The sequence below is a fragment of the Stenotrophomonas sp. GL_101 genome (genome assembly GCF_057835675.1).
In genome coordinates, this window is the sequence record NZ_CM174432.1 from 3316020 (window position 1) to 3330824 (window position 14805).

The window sequence follows — 14805 nt, forward strand, 5'->3', positions numbered from 1 at the left end:
CCAATATAGCGGCTCCCCCCGTGATCGGCGATGCACAATCAGCCTTCGGCAGCGACCAGCTCGGCCAACTGCACGGCGTTGAGGGCGGCGCCCTTGCGGATGTTGTCCGACACGATCCACAGGTTCAGGCCGCGCGGATGCGAAAGATCCTCGCGGATGCGGCCGACAAACACCGCGTCATTGCCGGAGGCATGGGTGACCGGGGTCGGGTAACCACCGGCCTCATGGCTATCGACCACCTCCACGCCCGGCGAGCGCGACAGCAGTTCGCGCGCGGCGTCCACGGTGACCTTGTCGCGGGTTTCGATGGTGACCGCCTCGGAGTGGCCATAGAACACCGGCACGCGCACGGCGGTGGGGTTCACCAGGATGCTGGCGTCGCCGAGGATCTTCTGGGTTTCCCAGACCAGCTTCATTTCTTCCTTGGTGAAGCCGTTGTCCAGGAAGTCGTCGATGTGCGGGATCAGGTTGAAGGCGATCTGCACCGGGAAGCGCTGCGGGTCGATTTCCTGGAAGCTGAGCAGCTGGCCGGTCTGCTTGCCCAGTTCTTCCAGCGCCGAACGACCGCCACCGGAGACCGACTGGTAGGTGGCCACGTTGATGCGCACGATGCCGTACTGGCGGTGCAGCGGTGCCAGCGCGACCAGCATCTGCATGGTCGAGCAGTTCGGGTTGGCGATGATGCCGCGCGGACGGTGCTTGAGCGCGTCCGGGTTCACTTCGGACACCACCAGCGGCACGTCATCGTCGTAGCGGAAGGCCGAGGAGTTGTCGATCACCACCGCGCCGGCCGCAGCAAAGATCGGGCCGTACTCCTTGGACACGCTGCCACCGGCGGAGAACAGCGCGATGTCCACGCCGGCCGGGTTGAACTCGGCCAGGTCCTGGATCTTGATCTTCTGGCCGCGGTAGTCGACTTCGCCACCGGCCGAGCGCGAGGACGCGAGCAGGCTCAGCGTGGCGATCGGGAAGTCGCGTTCGGCCAGGATGGACAGCATGGCTTCACCGACGGCACCGGTGGCACCGACGACGGCGACGTGGAAACGACGATCTGCATTGCTCATGGGAACCTCTGTATGGGTGTACCGACCGACGGTCGATACCGGATGTAAGGGATGAAATATGCGCCAACCAACAGTTGCCGCCTGCCACGCATTGGGTTCGGGGAACCTCGCCGTGAGAAACGCGGCGGTTCCCTATCGTTTTGCGTCGTCGATTTTTTTCGCGCCCGCTCCGGCACCGCTGCGCAGCACGGCAGCGACAGCCTCGGCGTTGAGCGCACTCGGCGGGTGGCCGGCATCCGGGCCATGGCCCAGCGCGGCGGTCAGGTTGTCCACCGCCAGCTGCACCATGGCCCGGCGCGTGGCCTGGCTGGCACTGCCGATATGCGGGGTCAGCACGATGTTGCGCAGCGCGAGCAGTTCCGGGCGTACCGCAGGCTCACCTTCAAACACGTCCAGGCCAGCGGCGGCAAGGCGGCCATTGGCCAGTGCATCGGCCAGCGCCAGCTCATCGACGATGCCACCGCGGGCGATGTTGACCAGCGTTGCGGTCGGCTTCATTTTCGCCAGCGCAGCGGCATCGATGATGTGGTGCGAGGACGCGTTGTAGGGCAGCACCAGCACCAGGTGGTCGGCCTGGGCCAGCAGCGTATCGAGATCGACGTACTGCGCGCCGACCTCCGCCTCGGTGGCATCGGGCAGGCGTGAACGGTTGTGGTAAAGCACCCGCATGCCAAAGCCGAGCGCACCGCGCCGGGCGATGCCCTGCCCGATCCGACCCATGCCGAGGATGCCCAGCGTGCTGCCGTGGATGTCGGCGCCGAGCATGGTCTGGAATGACCACTGACCCCAGTGGCCATCGCGCAGCCAGCGCTCGGACTCGGTGATGCGGCGGGCGGCGGCCATCAACAGCGCGAAGCCGAGATCGGCGGTGGTGTCGGTCAATACGTCAGGCGTGTTGCTGGCCAGGATGCCGGCAGCGCTGAGCGCGTCGATGTCCAGGTTGTTGTAGCCGACCCCGACGTTGGCGATCGCGCGCAGCCGCGGGGCATGTGCGATTTCGGCCGCGCCGATACGCTCGTTGAGGGTGATCAGCGCCCCGTCGACCTCGGCCAGGCGTTCGGCCAGCATCTGCGGGGTGTAGTGGGTGACGTCGGCGGTCACCTGCAGCTCGACATGCTGCCCGAGCTGTTCGATGACGGCATCGAACAGCGGCTGGCTGACCCAGACCTTGGGCCGCCGATCAGCCATCGATCGATCCAGGGATGCGCGGGGTGATGTCGCCGACGTCGCCACACTGCGCGCGATGCCGCAGCGCCTGGTCCATCAGCACCAACGCCATCATCGCTTCGGCGATCGGCGTGGCGCGGATGCCGACGCAGGGGTCGTGGCGGCCGGTGGTGATGACGTCCACCGCGTTGCCGTCGGCGTCCACCGTCGCCCCGGGCAGGCGCAGGCTGGAGGTCGGCTTGAGCACGATCGAGGCGGTGACCTGCTGGCCGGTGGATATGCCGCCGAGGATGCCCCCGGCATGGTTGCTGGCAAAGCCCTGCGGGGTGATCAGGTCGCGGTGGCCGGTGCCGAGCTGGGCCGCGCTGGCAAAGCCGTCACCGATCTCCACGCCCTTGACCGCATTGATGCTCATCAGTGCGGCGGCCAGGTCACCATCGAGCTTGCCGTAGATCGGTTCGCCCCACCCCGGCGGTACGCCGTCGGCCACCACGTTGACGCGCGCGCCGACCGAATCGCCGGACTTGCGCAGGGCATCCATGTAGTTCTCCAGCGCGGGCACCTGCTCGGCGACCGGCCAGAAGAACGGGTTGTCTTCCACCGCCGACCAGTCATGCCCGGTCGGGGTGATCTCGCCGAGCTGGGAGAGGTAGCCGCGCACGGTCACGCCATGACGCTGCAGCAGCCACTTCTTGGCGATGACGCCGGCGGCGACGCGCATGGTGGTTTCGCGCGCGGAGGAGCGGCCGCCACCGCGCGGGTCGCGGATGCCGTACTTCTGCCAATAGCTGTAGTCGGCATGGCCCGGACGGAACTGCTGGGCAATGGCGCTGTAATCCTTGCTGCGCTGGTCGGTGTTGCGGATCAGCAGCGCGATCGGCGTGCCGGTGCTACGGCCCTCATAGACGCCGGACAGGATCTCGACCGCGTCGGTTTCGCGCCGCGCCGAGGTATGCCGGCTCTTGCCGGTGGCACGCCGCTGCAGGTCGTGGGTGAAGTCGTCGGCGCTGATCTCCAGGCCCGGGGGGCAGCCATCGATCACGCAGCCGATCGCCGGACCGTGCGATTCGCCGAAGGTGGTGACCGAGAGCAGCTTGCCGAAGGTATTACTGGACATGGGATACCGCATGACGGGGGAAGGCGGCGCGCAGCATGCGCGGCAGGTGACGCACGGCGACGATGGCCGGCAACAGGGTGAAACTGAGCACGAACACCGGGCGCCCCCACCCGCCGCACCTTTGCACGGCCAGCAGGGTGATGACCAGTGCGAACGGCAACAGCAGCGCCATCGGCATCAGCATGGCCAGTTCGGCCCAGCGGATGCGTGGCGCCGGGGCCGGTCTATCGGGCATTGGCCAACTCGGTGATGCGCGCGCTGTGGGCGATCAGTTCGCGGCATTCGACTGCGAAAATGCCCATCTGGCCGACCTTGAATTCAACCCAGGCAAGGTCGAGTTCGGGCAGCAGCTTGATCAGATGCTGTTCGGACTCGCCTACTTCGCAGATCAGCAGGCCATCTTCGCTGAGGTGCAGGGGGGCGTCGCGCAGGATCTTGAGGACCAGGTCGAGGCCGTCGTCGCCGGCACGCAGGCCCATGTCCGGCTCATAGGAATATTCCTGCGGCAGGGCATCGGTTTCGTCGTTGGTGACGTAGGGCGGGTTGGTGACGATCAGGTCGTAATGCCGGCCGGTGAGGCCGTTGAACAGGTCGGACTTGAGCAGGGTGACGTTGTGGGCCTGCAGGCGTTCCTTGTTCTCATGGGCCAGGGCCAGGGCATCATCGCTGAGGTCCACGCCGTCTACTTCCCAGTTGGGGTAATAGTGGCCGATGGCGATGGCGATGCAGCCCGAGCCGGTGCACAGGTCGAGGGCGCGATGCACGTCGCGGCCGGCCAGCCAGGGCTCGAAACCGGTTTCGATCAGTTCGGCGATGGGCGAGCGCGGCACCAGGGCGCGGCTGTCGCTCTTGAAGCTGAGGCCGGCAAACCAGGCTTCACCGGTGAGGTAGGCGGCGGGCAGGCGTTCGTTGATGCGACGCTCGAACAGGGCCAGGACTGCGGCCTTTTCAGGCGTGGTGACACGGGCGGCGCCGTAGGCGGGGCCAAGGTCGTGTGGCAGGTGCAGGCTGTGCAGGACCAGCTGGGTGGCTTCGTCCAGGGCATTGTCGTAGCTGTGCCCGAAGGTGAGCCCGGCAGCGTTGAAACGGCTGGTGCCGTAGCGGATCAGGTCGATGATCGTATGAAGTTCGGCGGCCGTTTCGGCGGTCATGGCAAGGCAACAGACAATGTGGCCCCCGATTATAGGCGACCCCATGCCCCCCGGCATCGGTTGCAGTCGAAAGTGGTTGTGGGCGGGGTTGGAGGCCTTTCAGGTCAACGTCTACGTCAACCTCAACGTCAAGAGCGGCGCTGCTGGCTTCGGGGCTGGGTCGGTGGGGGTGGGTTGGCAGGGCACGCTGCAAGTACGTCCATATAAGCTCCGGCGCCGCATCCATGCGGCTCAGGGCCCTGCCAACCCACCCCCACCGACCCTCGACACAACGTCGGCACCGCATTCAGAGCAGATCAAATTCCAGTGCCAGGGCAGCCTCCTGCGCCCGGCGGAGGTGGGGGAGGTAGTGCCGAGCTCGCTCGGCACCTCCCTACCCTCCCAGCGGCCTGAACCACTTCCCGCGCCACTGAACCCCGCCGCCAGAGCACTTGATTTCACTGGCAAACCAGCTACCTCTGGTGGCGCAGGTACGGTTGAGTTTGCGGGGCCCTGAGGCGCATGGATGCGCCGACGGAGCTTACATGGACGTACTTGCAGCGTGCCCCGCGAACTCAATCGTGCCTGCGCCCTCCCAGTTGCCTGCAGACCAGCGCCTTTGACGTTGACGTTGCCTTCAATGAACCGAAAGCAGAAAAACCCCAAAACACCCAACAGCGCCGCCCCCACCCCCTATCATGGTGGCCCCTTCCGGGAACGGGCTTTCCATGTTCAATCGCAACGCAGGCATCATCCTGATCATCGCCCTGGCCGCCGGCCTGGGCCTGGTCGCCGCGCAGAAAGTGTTCGCGCCCACGCCGGCCAGCGGCCGCCCGGCCACCGAATCGATCACCTTCTATCCCCAGCCCCGCCCCCTGCCCGATTTCAACCTCAGCCAGTCCGACGGCACCCGCCTGATCCCCGGCGAGCTCAAAGGCCACTGGACCCTGGTGTTCCTCGGCTTCACCTTCTGCCCCGACGTCTGCCCGACCACCCTGGCCGACCTCGCCCAGGCCCAGAAACAGTGGGAAGCCCAGCCGGAAAGCCTGCGCCCGCGCCTGGTGTTCATCTCCGTGGATCCCGAACGCGATACCCCGGCCCGCCTCGGCGAGTACGTGCACGCCTTCCACAAGGACACCCTTGCCGCCACCGGTGACGTGCCCTCGCTGGAGCGCTTCGCCACCTCGCTGGGTTTCGTGTTCCAGAAGGTCCCCGGCAAGCACTTCGATGAGAATCCCGAGGATTACACCCTCGAACACTCGGCCAGCCTGGCCGTGCTGGACCCGGAAGGCCGGCTGGCCGGCCTGATCCGCCCCCCCTTCACTGCGCCGGCCATTGCCCGCGACCTGCAGATGCTGACCGAGAAAACCGCACCATGAGCCTGACCACCACGCTGAGCTACGCCCTTCCGCACCGCCTGCTGTCCTCGATGGCGCGCCGGCTGGCGTATTCCAGCAACCCGCGGATTTCGCGTTGGCTGATCGACACCGTCACCGAGAAGTTCGGCGTCAACCTCGCCGAGGCCGCCAACCCCGACCCGCGCAGCTACGCTACCTTCAACCAGTTCTTCACCCGCGCCCTCAAGCCCGGCGCCCGCGTCGCCGATGCCAACCCGCGCAACCTGGTGATGCCCGCCGATGGCCGCATCAGCCAGCTTGGCGCGATCGAGGATGGCCGCATCTTCCAGGCCAAGGGCCAGTCGTTCACCGCCGCCGAACTGCTTGGCGACGCCGCCGATGCCGAGGTGTTCCACCACGGCCTGTACGCCACCGTGTACCTCTCGCCCAAGGATTACCACCGCGTGCACATGCCGTGGACGGGCACCCTGCGCGAAACCGTGCACGTGCCCGGCCGGCTGTTCAGCGTCGGCCCCGCCGCGGTCAACACCGTGCCCGGCCTGTTTGCCCGCAACGAACGCCTGGTCTGCCACTTCGATACCGATTTCGGACCGATGGTGTCGGTGATGGTCGGCGCGCTGCTGGTGTCGGGCGTGGAAACGGTGTGGGGCGGTGAAGAGATTCCCGCCTACGGCGACACGATCACCCGCAAGGACTACCGCGGCAAGGGCATCACCTTGCAGCGGTTTGAAGAGATGGCGCGCTTCAACTACGGCTCCACGGTCATCATCCTGCTGCCGCCGGGCGTGGCCGAGTTCGCCCCGCACCTGGACGCCGAACATGCCGTGCAGCTGGGCCAGGCGCTGGCCACGTTGCGGTAAGGCAGCCACGTAGGGCGTGGCAACCGCACACAAGCACGGCACACACAAGAACGCCCCGGTTTCCCGGGGCGTTTTTTGTTGTGCTCGATGTGCCGCGATCAGATTTCGACCGGGCCAACGTCCATGCCGTCGTAGTCTTCCACCCCGTTCTGCTCGGCCAGGGCCTGCAGTTCGAGGTTGCGGGCGTCCAGCGATGCCTCGGTATGTACCTCGGCGCGCTCCACGTGCAGCACGTGATACGGCGCTTCGCCCTCTTCCAGGTCCGGCTCGAACACTTCGACCAGGTGGTAGCCCATGCCGACCAGCTTCTCACCCAGCCCGTGCAGCGGCTCGGGAGTGGTGTTGACGAAGAAGTAGCCCCACAGCATCGGGCCGTTGAGGTCCCAGTCGGTGTTTTCGCGGATGTTGGCGAACATCTCGTTGATCGCGGTGATATCCATCGTTGTTTCCCGTGTGCCTGTACATGTGGGCCCAGGCATGTGCCTGGGCCGGTAGTGGATGCCCGCTGCGCCGGCGTGGCTGCAGCGAGGATGCGCGCAGCCTACTCCTTTCCGGTTGTGCTTACTTGTCGCAGCCCTGCAGCTTGAGCACCTGGCCCTGCCGGAGTGCGTAGGCCGGTGCCTTGAGGCCGTTGGCACGCGCCAGCACACTCACATCGCACTGGAACTTCGCCGCGATCACGCCCAGGGTCTGGCCCTTGCCTACCTTGTGGCTGCGCACCGGCTTGGCCTTGGCCTTCGGCCTGGTCGACGGCGTGGCAACCGGCGCCACCGGCGTGGCGGCAACCACGCTGCCCTGCACCTCCGCCACCGGCACCACGCTGCCCACGGCCACGTTGCCGGTGTAGCTGGCCGCGCTGGGGCGCACGATGGCCGCATTGAGATCGGCGGTGATCAGGGTGCGCGCCAGATCTGCGCGCGGGCCGTTGACGCAGTAACGGTTGTACAGCCCGGCGATACGCGTGGTGGCGTTGAGGGTGGCACCGGCCGGGATCCAGCCATCGGCCTCGTAGCGCGGGTTGAGGTTGCGCAGCGCACGCATGTAGCCATCACGGGTCCCGGTGCTGCCCAGGCAGATGGTCAATTCGTAGATGGTGGTGGACTTGGCCAAGCGGATCGTGGCCGGCTGCGCGCTGATCTTCGGGAACTCCACCCCGTACTGCTGCGGGTGCAGGAATATCCACGCCGCGGCGATCACCATCGGCACGTAGTCCTTGGTTTCGCCGGGGAACTGGTTGTAGACGCTGTCGGTCCAGAAGCCCTGACCACCGCTCTGCCTGAACACGCGGATGGCGCGGCCTTCGCCGCCGTTGTAGCCGGCCAACGACAGCTCCACGCTGTTGTTGAGCTCGCGCATGCGCTCATTGAGGTAGGTGGCACTGGCCTCGGCCGCGCTGCGGGCATCAAAGCGCGTGTCGAACCCGGTGCCGTCCGGGCCCAGCCCGAAGCGGCGGCCGGTGGCCGGCATGAACTGCATCAGCCCGGCGGCGCCCGCACGCGAGGACGCATGCACGCGGCCATTGGATTCCTTGGCCATGATGCCGAACAGCAGGGCTTCGGGCAGGCCGCGCTTCTCCCACTCCGGCCACATCACCGCGCGCAGGTTCTGGTAATTCTCGTAGGTGGTCATCAACGCCGGGCGCATGTCGGTCAACCAGCGGCGGATGCCGGCCTGCACCGCCGGGTTGTACTCGACCATGTTATCGAAGGCATGGCGCTTGTCATTGAGCAGCGCCGCCGCCCGCGCGGCCTCGGGCACGTCGGCGGACAACGGGCCGATATGATCCGGGTCGGCCTCGAGCAGGCCACCGTCACTGGCCAGGGTGTCGTCCTCGCTGTCGCGGTTGTCGGCATTGTCTTTGAGCAGGCGCTTGTAGGCCGGCAGCATGTTGCTTACCTGGCAGCCCTTCTGGGCCACGCAGGCGCTGATCACGTCCTCCATGTCCTCCAGCGCGGCATCGCCCTCGTTCTTGCCCTTGGGATCGGCATTGGCCACCAGCACGAGCGCATCGCGATAGCGCTTCTCGGCCGCGGCCATGCGCTGGTCCAACGCCTCGATCTTGACCCGGTCGCGGGCCGACACCCGCTGGGCATGCGCCTCGGGCACGAACGATACCACTGCAGCCAGCACCAACAACGGCCAACCACGGACAAGCAAGACAGGAACGGGCATTTTTGGCACTGTGTGCGGGAGATGGGGCAGAGTAGCCGCGCCGCTTGCATCGGGGCAACCCGGAACGCGGCACGACCTGCGCCGACGTTTAGACTCCTGCCCATTCACATACCACCTCCACAAGCGAGTTGACCATGGATCCGATCCTGCTCGGCAAAGGCATCACCGACGATGTCGCCGTCACCCTGCAACCCCGGCTGGGCAACCGCCACGGCCTGGTGGCCGGTGCCACCGGGACCGGCAAGACGGTCACCCTGATGACCTTGGCCGAAGGCTTTTCGCGGATCGGCGTGCCGGTGTTCCTGGCCGATGTGAAGGGTGACGTATCCGGCCTGGCCGTGCCCGGCACGGGCACCGAGGCATTGCTGCAGCGCGCCGCGGAGATCGGCGTGGCCGACTACGCCCCCGCCGCCAGCCCGACGATCTTCTGGGACCTGTACGGCAAGTTCGGCCACCCGGTGCGCACCACCGTCAGCGAGATGGGCCCGACCCTGCTGGCGCGCATCCTGGAACTCAACGAGACCCAGTCCGGCGTGCTGGACATCGTGTTCAAGCTGGCCGACGACCGCGGCCTGCTGCTGCTCGACCTGGATGATCTGCGCGCCCTGCTCGGCCTGGTGGTCGACGAGCGCAAGGACATCTCCACCGAGTACGGCCTGGTCAGCGCGCAGACCGTGGCGGCGATCCAGCGCTCGCTGCTGCGGCTGTCGCAGGACGGCGGTGAAGCATTCTTCGGCGAGCCGGCGCTGGAACTGGCCGACATCATGCGCACCCACCACGATGGCCGCGGCGTGATCGGCATCCTCGCCGCCGACCAGCTGGTGCTCAAGCCCCGGCTGTACTCCACGTTCCTGCTGTGGCTGCTGTCGGAGCTGTTTGAGACGCTGCCCGAAGTGGGCGACCTGGACAAACCCAAACTGGTCTTCATCTTCGACGAGGCGCACCTGCTGTTCAACGATGCGCCGGCCGCGCTGGTCCAGCGCATCGAACAGGTCGTACGGCTGATCCGCTCCAAGGGCGTGGGCGTGTACTTCTGTTCGCAGTTCCCCGATGACGTGCCGGCCAACATCCTCGGCCAGCTCGGCAACCGCGTGCAGCACGCGCTGCGTGCGTTCACCCCGCGCGACCAGAAGGCGGTAAGGACCGCGGCGGAAACCTTCGTGCCCAACCCCAAGCTGGACGTGGCCGCGGTGCTGGCCAAGCTGGGCACCGGCGAGGCGTTGGTGTCCACCCTGCAGGACAAGGGCATTCCCTCGCCGGTGCAGCAGACCCAGATCGCACCGCCGCGTTGCCGGATGGGCGCCATCACCGAGGCCGAACGCGCGCAGGCGCGCGCCGGCAGCCCGGTGGGCAGCCGCTACGACACGGCGATCAACCGCGAGTCGGCGGCCGAACTGCTGGCTCAGCGTGCGCAGAAGGTGGTGGAGCAGGCGGACACGCCGAAGGCGCGCACCCGCGAGCAGGACGAGCAGCAGGAAGGCGGCTTCGGCCAGTCGATCAAGGACGCCATCTTCGGCACCAAGCGCCGCCAGGGCATGATCGAAACCATGGCCAAGCAGACCACCCGCACGGTCGGCAGCAAGCTGGGCAACCAGATCGTGCGCGGCATCCTGGGCGGGCTGTTCGGCGGCAAGCGCTGAGATCGATCGATGTCGCGTTGGCGTCCCCCTGCGGAAAAGAGTACGGCCCTGATCACCGCGCAGGGCCACGCACGACTGAAGGCCGAACTGGATGACCTGTGGCGGGTACGCCGGCCGGAGGTGGTCAGGGCGCTGTCGGCCGCCGCCGCCGAGGGTGACCGCTCGGAAAATGCGGAGTACATCTACCGCAAGAAACAGCTGGGCGAGATCGACCGGCGCGTGCGTTACCTGACCAAGCGGCTGGAAGCACTGCGCGTGGTGGACACCACGCCGACCGATCCACGGGCGGTGTTCTTCGGCGCATGGGTGGAGCTGGAAAACGTGGACAGCGGCGACACCAGCCGCTATCGCATCGTCGGCCCGGATGAGACCGACGCGGCCACCGGCTGGATCAGCATCGACTCGCCGTTGGCGCGCGCGCTGTTGAAGAAACGCGTGGATGACGAGTTTGAAGTGGAACTGCCGAGCGGCCGGCACGGTTTTGCGATCCTTACGGTGGAGTACCCGTAGCGCTTGCTGACGGGCAGAGCCCGGCACTACGGGGCTCGGGCATTTTTCGACCTGCGCCTGCGTTACCTCGGCGCCGGGTAGCGGCGCCTGTCGCGCAAGGGTCGGAAGTAGCCTGCCTGCCGGTAGAAGGGGTCATCCTGCCGCGCGTGCCAGCCGGGAATACCCGCCAACGGCAACGGCCGCAGCTCCAGTGGATCGGCCAGCAGCGCGCCAGCGGCAATGGCCTGCGCCACCCGCGCTACCGCACCGGCGTCATCTTCGCCCTGCACCACCACGCACTTGCCCACCAGCAGGCGCCCGGGCAGCAGCGCCTGCTCCATCAGGGCGTGGCCGATCACCGCCGCCACCGCGATGGCACCGTTGCGCCAGTGCCCTGCCCCGTCCACAAACAGCGCCGACCAGTCATGCCGGTCCCACGCCGACAGCAACGCCGTATCGCGCACCCGCACGATCACGCCGGTTTCGTCGAACTGGGTCAACGCGGCCTGCGCGCGATTGCGCGCATGCGGCCCGTTGCCGGTGATGTGCAGGCACTGGCGGGCATTGAGGGCGTGTTTGATCGCCGGGTGGCGGGCCCACACCAACGCATTGAACAGGTCGTGCCAATTGCGTTCGCGGGTGGCGATGCGGCCCAGCGCAATGCGTTGTTCGTAATGCAGGCCATCGGCCAGCACGGCATCGTCCTGCGCGATCAGATGCTTGCCCGGCAATGCCAGCTGCGCATCCAACGCGCTGACGGTCGGCCAGTCGGCCGCCGTCATCAGCCCTGCATAGCGGGAAACGCCGGCAAACAGGGGCTGCAGGAAACAGCCCGTGTCCACCTCCTCGCGCAGCGGTGCGATGAAGCGGCGACGCGCGCCACCGGCATCGGCCGCCGGCGCGGTCACAGCACCTGCAGGTCGAGCGCTTTGCGTGCCGGGGCGACGATGAGCGCATCGCCGTACAGATCGTGGTCGTCGCTTTCGGTGATCTCCACGTCGACGAACTGGCCCACCCGCAGGCGCGCTTCCTCGGCGTTCTGGATATGCACCAGCCCGTCGATTTCCGGCGCGTCGGCCTTGGAACGGGCCACGCCGATGCCATCTTCGATCGCATCCACCAGGCACTGCTGCACGGTGCCGATCCTGGCCTCCAGCCGATTGGCCGAAATCTCGGCCTGGCGTGCCATGAAGCGCGCCAGGCGCTCCTGCTTCACTTCTTCGGGCACCGCACCGGGCAGCGCATTGGCGGTGGCACCGGTCACCGGCGAGTAGGCGAACGCACCAACGCGATCCAGCTGCGCTTCGTCGAGGAACGCCAGCAGCTCCTCGAACTCGGCGTCGGTTTCACCCGGGAAGCCGACGATGAAGGTCGAACGCACGGTGATGTCCGGGCAGATCTGGCGCCAGCGCTGCACGCGCTCAAGGGTCTTGTCGACCGCACCCGGTCGCTTCATCAGCTTGAGGATGCGCGGGCTGGCGTGCTGGAACGGAATATCCAGGTAGGGCAGGATCCGGTTTTCGGCCATCAGCGGCACGATCTCGTCCACGTGCGGATACGGGTAGACGTAATGCATGCGGGTCCACGCATCGAGCTCGGACAGGCCTTCGCACAGCGCCTTCAAGCGGGTCTGGTAAGCCTTGTCGCGCCACATGCGCTCGGCATACTTGACGTCCACGCCATAGGCCGAAGTGTCCTGGGACACCACCAGCAGTTCCTTCACGCCACCGCGCACCAGCCGCTCGGCTTCGCGCAGCACCTCATCCACCGGGCGCGAGACCAGCTTGCCGCGCATCGAAGGAATGATGCAGAAGCTGCATGTGTGATTGCAGCCCTCGGAGATCTTCAGGTAGGCATAGTGGCGCGGGGTCAGCTTGATGCCGTAATCGGGCACCAGGTCCACGAACGGATCATGCTTGGGCGGCAGTGCCGCGTGCACCGCCTCCATCACGCTCTGGTAGTCCTGCGGGCCCGATACCGCCAGCACGTTCGGATAGGCCTCGCGGATCTGCTCGGGGCGCTTGCCCAGGCAGCCGGTGACGATCACCTTGCCGTTGGCACTCATTGCCTCGCCGATCGCATCCAGCGACTCGGTCACCGCCGAATCGATGAAGCCGCAGGTGTTGACCACCACCACGTCGGCCGAGTCATACGAGGGGACGATGTCGTAGCCCTCGGACCGCAGCTGGGTGAGGATGCGCTCGGAATCGACCAGGGCCTTCGGGCAACCAAGGCTGACGAAGCCGACTTTGGGGTTCAGCTGGGACATGGATCAGGACTCTGGGGGCCTGGGCCCATGCCGGAATGACGTGGGGACCTGGGGCCGGAAACGGCGGCAAGTATACCGGCGTTGCGCGCCGGGCCCTGAATCGCCCACCCAGGCGACCGCCAGATCCGGCACGGCCGCTGACACCCTGCTAACCCACCGGCGGTCGATAATGAACGCCTGAACCAAGGGAGTCTCGCATCATGGGTGAATGGGTCACGCTCGATACGCATCACGGTCCAGTCCGCGCCTGGCAGGTACTGCCCGAGGGCAAGCCCCGTGGCGGGCTGGTGGTCATCCAGGAGATCTTCGGGGCCAATCCGCACATCCGCGAGGTGGCCGATGGCTATGCCGCGCAGGGGTATGCGGTGCTGGCGCCGTCGTTCTTCGACCTGGCCGAGCAAGGCCCGGGCCCGCATCCGCTGCAACTGGCTTACGACGCCGACGGGGTGGCACAGGGCCTGGCGCTGGTCAACGCGCTGGGCGTGGAGAAGGCCCTGGAGATCGTCCGCGCCGCCGCCTCCAGGCTGGCCCCGGCCGGCAAGGTTGGCACGGTCGGCTACTGCTGGGGCGGCAGCATCGCGCTGCTCTCGGCACTGCGGCTGGGCCTGCCCTCGGCCAGCTACTACGGCGCGCGCAACGTGCAGTTCCTCGATGAGGTGCCCAAGGCGCCGGTGATGTTCCACTTCGGCGCACAGGACAAGAGCATCCCGCCGGAGGCGATCAAGGCCCATCGCGACAAGCTGCCGCAGATGGCCACGTTCGTGTATCCCTCCGATCATGCCTTCAACCGCAGCGTCGGACATGCGTATGATCCAGACAGCGCCGCCCTGGCGCTGGAACGCACCCTGGACTTCTTTGCGGAGCATCTTGGATGAGCGAGTTTGAACTGGATTCACGCCTGGCCACCGACAGCGTACTGGTAGCAGAAGGGCCGTTATCGCAAGTGCGGTTGATGAACGACGAACGTTACCCGTGGTTGATCCTGGTGCCGCGGCTGGCGGACATCACCGAATGGATCGACCTTGACGGCGATCAGCAGGACAAACTGCGCACCGAGTTGAACCGGGCCTGCAAGGCCCTCAAGGGCACCGATGGGGTCGAGAAGATCAACATCGGGGCACTGGGCAACATCGTGCGCCAACTGCATTTCCACGTGATCGGCCGCCATGTGGGCGATCCGGCATGGCCGGGGCCGGTCTGGGGCCAGGGCCAGGCGCACCGATACGACCCGGATGTACTGGCACAACGTGTCGCGCTGTGGAAGGAACGGCTAGGATATTCGCCCCAGCCCTAGTGGACCCTGCCCTGATGCGTTCCAACCTTGTCGCCGCCGTCGTCCTGATCCTCGTCGGCCTGTTCCTGCTGGCCAGCAACCTGGGCTGGACCAATATGAACCTGGGTCGGTTGATCCTTACCTGGTGGCCGGTGGTGCTGGTGGCGGTGGGCATCGGGTTGCTGTTCGGCCGCAAGTAGCGCCGGGCTCGGCCCGGCATGAAACAAAAAAAAGCGCGGAGCCCTCCGCGCTTTTTTCATGCCCGC

16 protein-coding genes are annotated in these 14805 nt (G+C 66.7%); 7 read left to right on the plus strand and 9 right to left on the minus strand.

The genetic code is table 11. The features are described 5' to 3' along the window. Nucleotides 1-38: 38 nt before the first annotated feature. From AC3IR9_RS14710 to prmB, 5 genes are all read right to left on the minus strand, one after another. Nucleotides 39-1064: an aspartate-semialdehyde dehydrogenase gene (locus AC3IR9_RS14710; RefSeq protein ID WP_489291571.1), complete on the minus strand. Its 1026-nt coding sequence runs from the start codon at nucleotides 1062-1064 to the stop codon at nucleotides 39-41. A 132-nt stretch (nucleotides 1065-1196) separates the two neighbouring features. After that, a complete protein-coding gene (locus tag AC3IR9_RS14715) occupies nucleotides 1197-2252 on the minus strand; it encodes a 2-hydroxyacid dehydrogenase (RefSeq protein ID WP_489291573.1) in 1056 nt (351 codons plus the stop codon). Then, the gene (aroC, locus tag AC3IR9_RS14720; RefSeq protein ID WP_489291574.1) at nucleotides 2245-3348 is read right to left on the minus strand and encodes a chorismate synthase; all 1104 of its coding nucleotides are present in this window, start codon (nucleotides 3346-3348) and stop codon (nucleotides 2245-2247) included. The genes AC3IR9_RS14715 and aroC overlap by 8 nt, the downstream gene beginning before the upstream one ends. Further along, nucleotides 3338-3583, minus strand: a complete 246-nt coding sequence (locus AC3IR9_RS14725) for a hypothetical protein (protein WP_489291576.1) — start codon at nucleotides 3581-3583, stop codon at nucleotides 3338-3340. The genes aroC and AC3IR9_RS14725 overlap by 11 nt, the downstream gene beginning before the upstream one ends. Continuing rightward, a complete protein-coding gene (gene prmB / locus AC3IR9_RS14730) occupies nucleotides 3573-4499 on the minus strand; it encodes a 50S ribosomal protein L3 N(5)-glutamine methyltransferase (RefSeq protein WP_489291577.1) in 927 nt (308 codons plus the stop codon). The genes AC3IR9_RS14725 and prmB overlap by 11 nt, the downstream gene beginning before the upstream one ends. Before the next feature lie 707 nt (nucleotides 4500-5206). Between prmB and AC3IR9_RS14735 the strand changes: the two genes are divergently transcribed. Beyond that, on the plus strand, nucleotides 5207-5857 hold the full coding sequence (locus tag AC3IR9_RS14735; RefSeq protein ID WP_489291578.1) for an SCO family protein: 651 nt from the start codon (nucleotides 5207-5209) through the stop codon (nucleotides 5855-5857). Then, complete coding sequence (gene asd / locus AC3IR9_RS14740) at nucleotides 5854-6696, plus strand: archaetidylserine decarboxylase (protein ID WP_489291579.1); 843 nt, start codon at nucleotides 5854-5856, stop codon at nucleotides 6694-6696. Before AC3IR9_RS14735 ends, asd begins: the two co-directional genes overlap by 4 nt. A gap of 98 nt (nucleotides 6697-6794) precedes the next feature. Here the strand turns inward: asd and AC3IR9_RS14745 are convergent, their stop codons facing one another. Both AC3IR9_RS14745 and AC3IR9_RS14750 read right to left on the minus strand, forming a co-directional pair. Continuing rightward, a complete protein-coding gene (locus AC3IR9_RS14745) occupies nucleotides 6795-7136 on the minus strand; it encodes a ribonuclease E inhibitor RraB (RefSeq protein ID WP_489291580.1) in 342 nt (113 codons plus the stop codon). A 121-nt stretch (nucleotides 7137-7257) separates the two neighbouring features. Then, the gene (locus AC3IR9_RS14750) at nucleotides 7258-8868 is read right to left on the minus strand and encodes a transglycosylase SLT domain-containing protein (protein WP_489291581.1); all 1611 of its coding nucleotides are present in this window, start codon (nucleotides 8866-8868) and stop codon (nucleotides 7258-7260) included. Nucleotides 8869-9002: 134 nt separating this feature from the next. Between AC3IR9_RS14750 and AC3IR9_RS14755 the strand changes: the two genes are divergently transcribed. Both AC3IR9_RS14755 and greB read left to right on the plus strand, forming a co-directional pair. Continuing rightward, nucleotides 9003-10508, plus strand: coding sequence for a helicase HerA-like domain-containing protein (locus tag AC3IR9_RS14755; protein WP_489291582.1), 1506 nt, complete (start codon nucleotides 9003-9005; stop codon nucleotides 10506-10508). A 9-nt stretch (nucleotides 10509-10517) separates the two neighbouring features. Continuing rightward, nucleotides 10518-11018: a transcription elongation factor GreB gene (greB, locus tag AC3IR9_RS14760; RefSeq protein ID WP_489291584.1), complete on the plus strand. Its 501-nt coding sequence runs from the start codon at nucleotides 10518-10520 to the stop codon at nucleotides 11016-11018. A 62-nt stretch (nucleotides 11019-11080) separates the two neighbouring features. Here the strand turns inward: greB and AC3IR9_RS14765 are convergent, their stop codons facing one another. Next, nucleotides 11081-11905 carry a DUF3025 domain-containing protein gene (locus tag AC3IR9_RS14765; RefSeq protein ID WP_489291585.1) on the minus strand — a complete coding sequence of 275 codons (825 nt, stop codon included), beginning with the start codon at nucleotides 11903-11905 and terminating at the stop codon, nucleotides 11081-11083. Next, complete coding sequence (rimO, locus tag AC3IR9_RS14770; RefSeq protein ID WP_489291586.1) at nucleotides 11902-13266, minus strand: 30S ribosomal protein S12 methylthiotransferase RimO; 1365 nt, start codon at nucleotides 13264-13266, stop codon at nucleotides 11902-11904. The genes AC3IR9_RS14765 and rimO overlap by 4 nt, the downstream gene beginning before the upstream one ends. A gap of 200 nt (nucleotides 13267-13466) precedes the next feature. Between rimO and AC3IR9_RS14775 the strand changes: the two genes are divergently transcribed. Genes AC3IR9_RS14775 through AC3IR9_RS14785 form a run of 3 tightly spaced genes read left to right on the plus strand, consistent with a single transcriptional unit; the run spans nucleotide 13467 to nucleotide 14739 of the window. After that, nucleotides 13467-14141: a dienelactone hydrolase family protein gene (locus AC3IR9_RS14775; protein ID WP_489291587.1), complete on the plus strand. Its 675-nt coding sequence runs from the start codon at nucleotides 13467-13469 to the stop codon at nucleotides 14139-14141. After that, a complete protein-coding gene (locus AC3IR9_RS14780) occupies nucleotides 14138-14560 on the plus strand; it encodes an HIT domain-containing protein (RefSeq protein WP_489291588.1) in 423 nt (140 codons plus the stop codon). The genes AC3IR9_RS14775 and AC3IR9_RS14780 overlap by 4 nt, the downstream gene beginning before the upstream one ends. A 14-nt stretch (nucleotides 14561-14574) precedes the next feature. Further along, nucleotides 14575-14739, plus strand: a complete 165-nt coding sequence (locus tag AC3IR9_RS14785; RefSeq protein ID WP_489291589.1) for a LiaI-LiaF-like domain-containing protein — start codon at nucleotides 14575-14577, stop codon at nucleotides 14737-14739. Nucleotides 14740-14805: the final 66 nt, after the last annotated feature.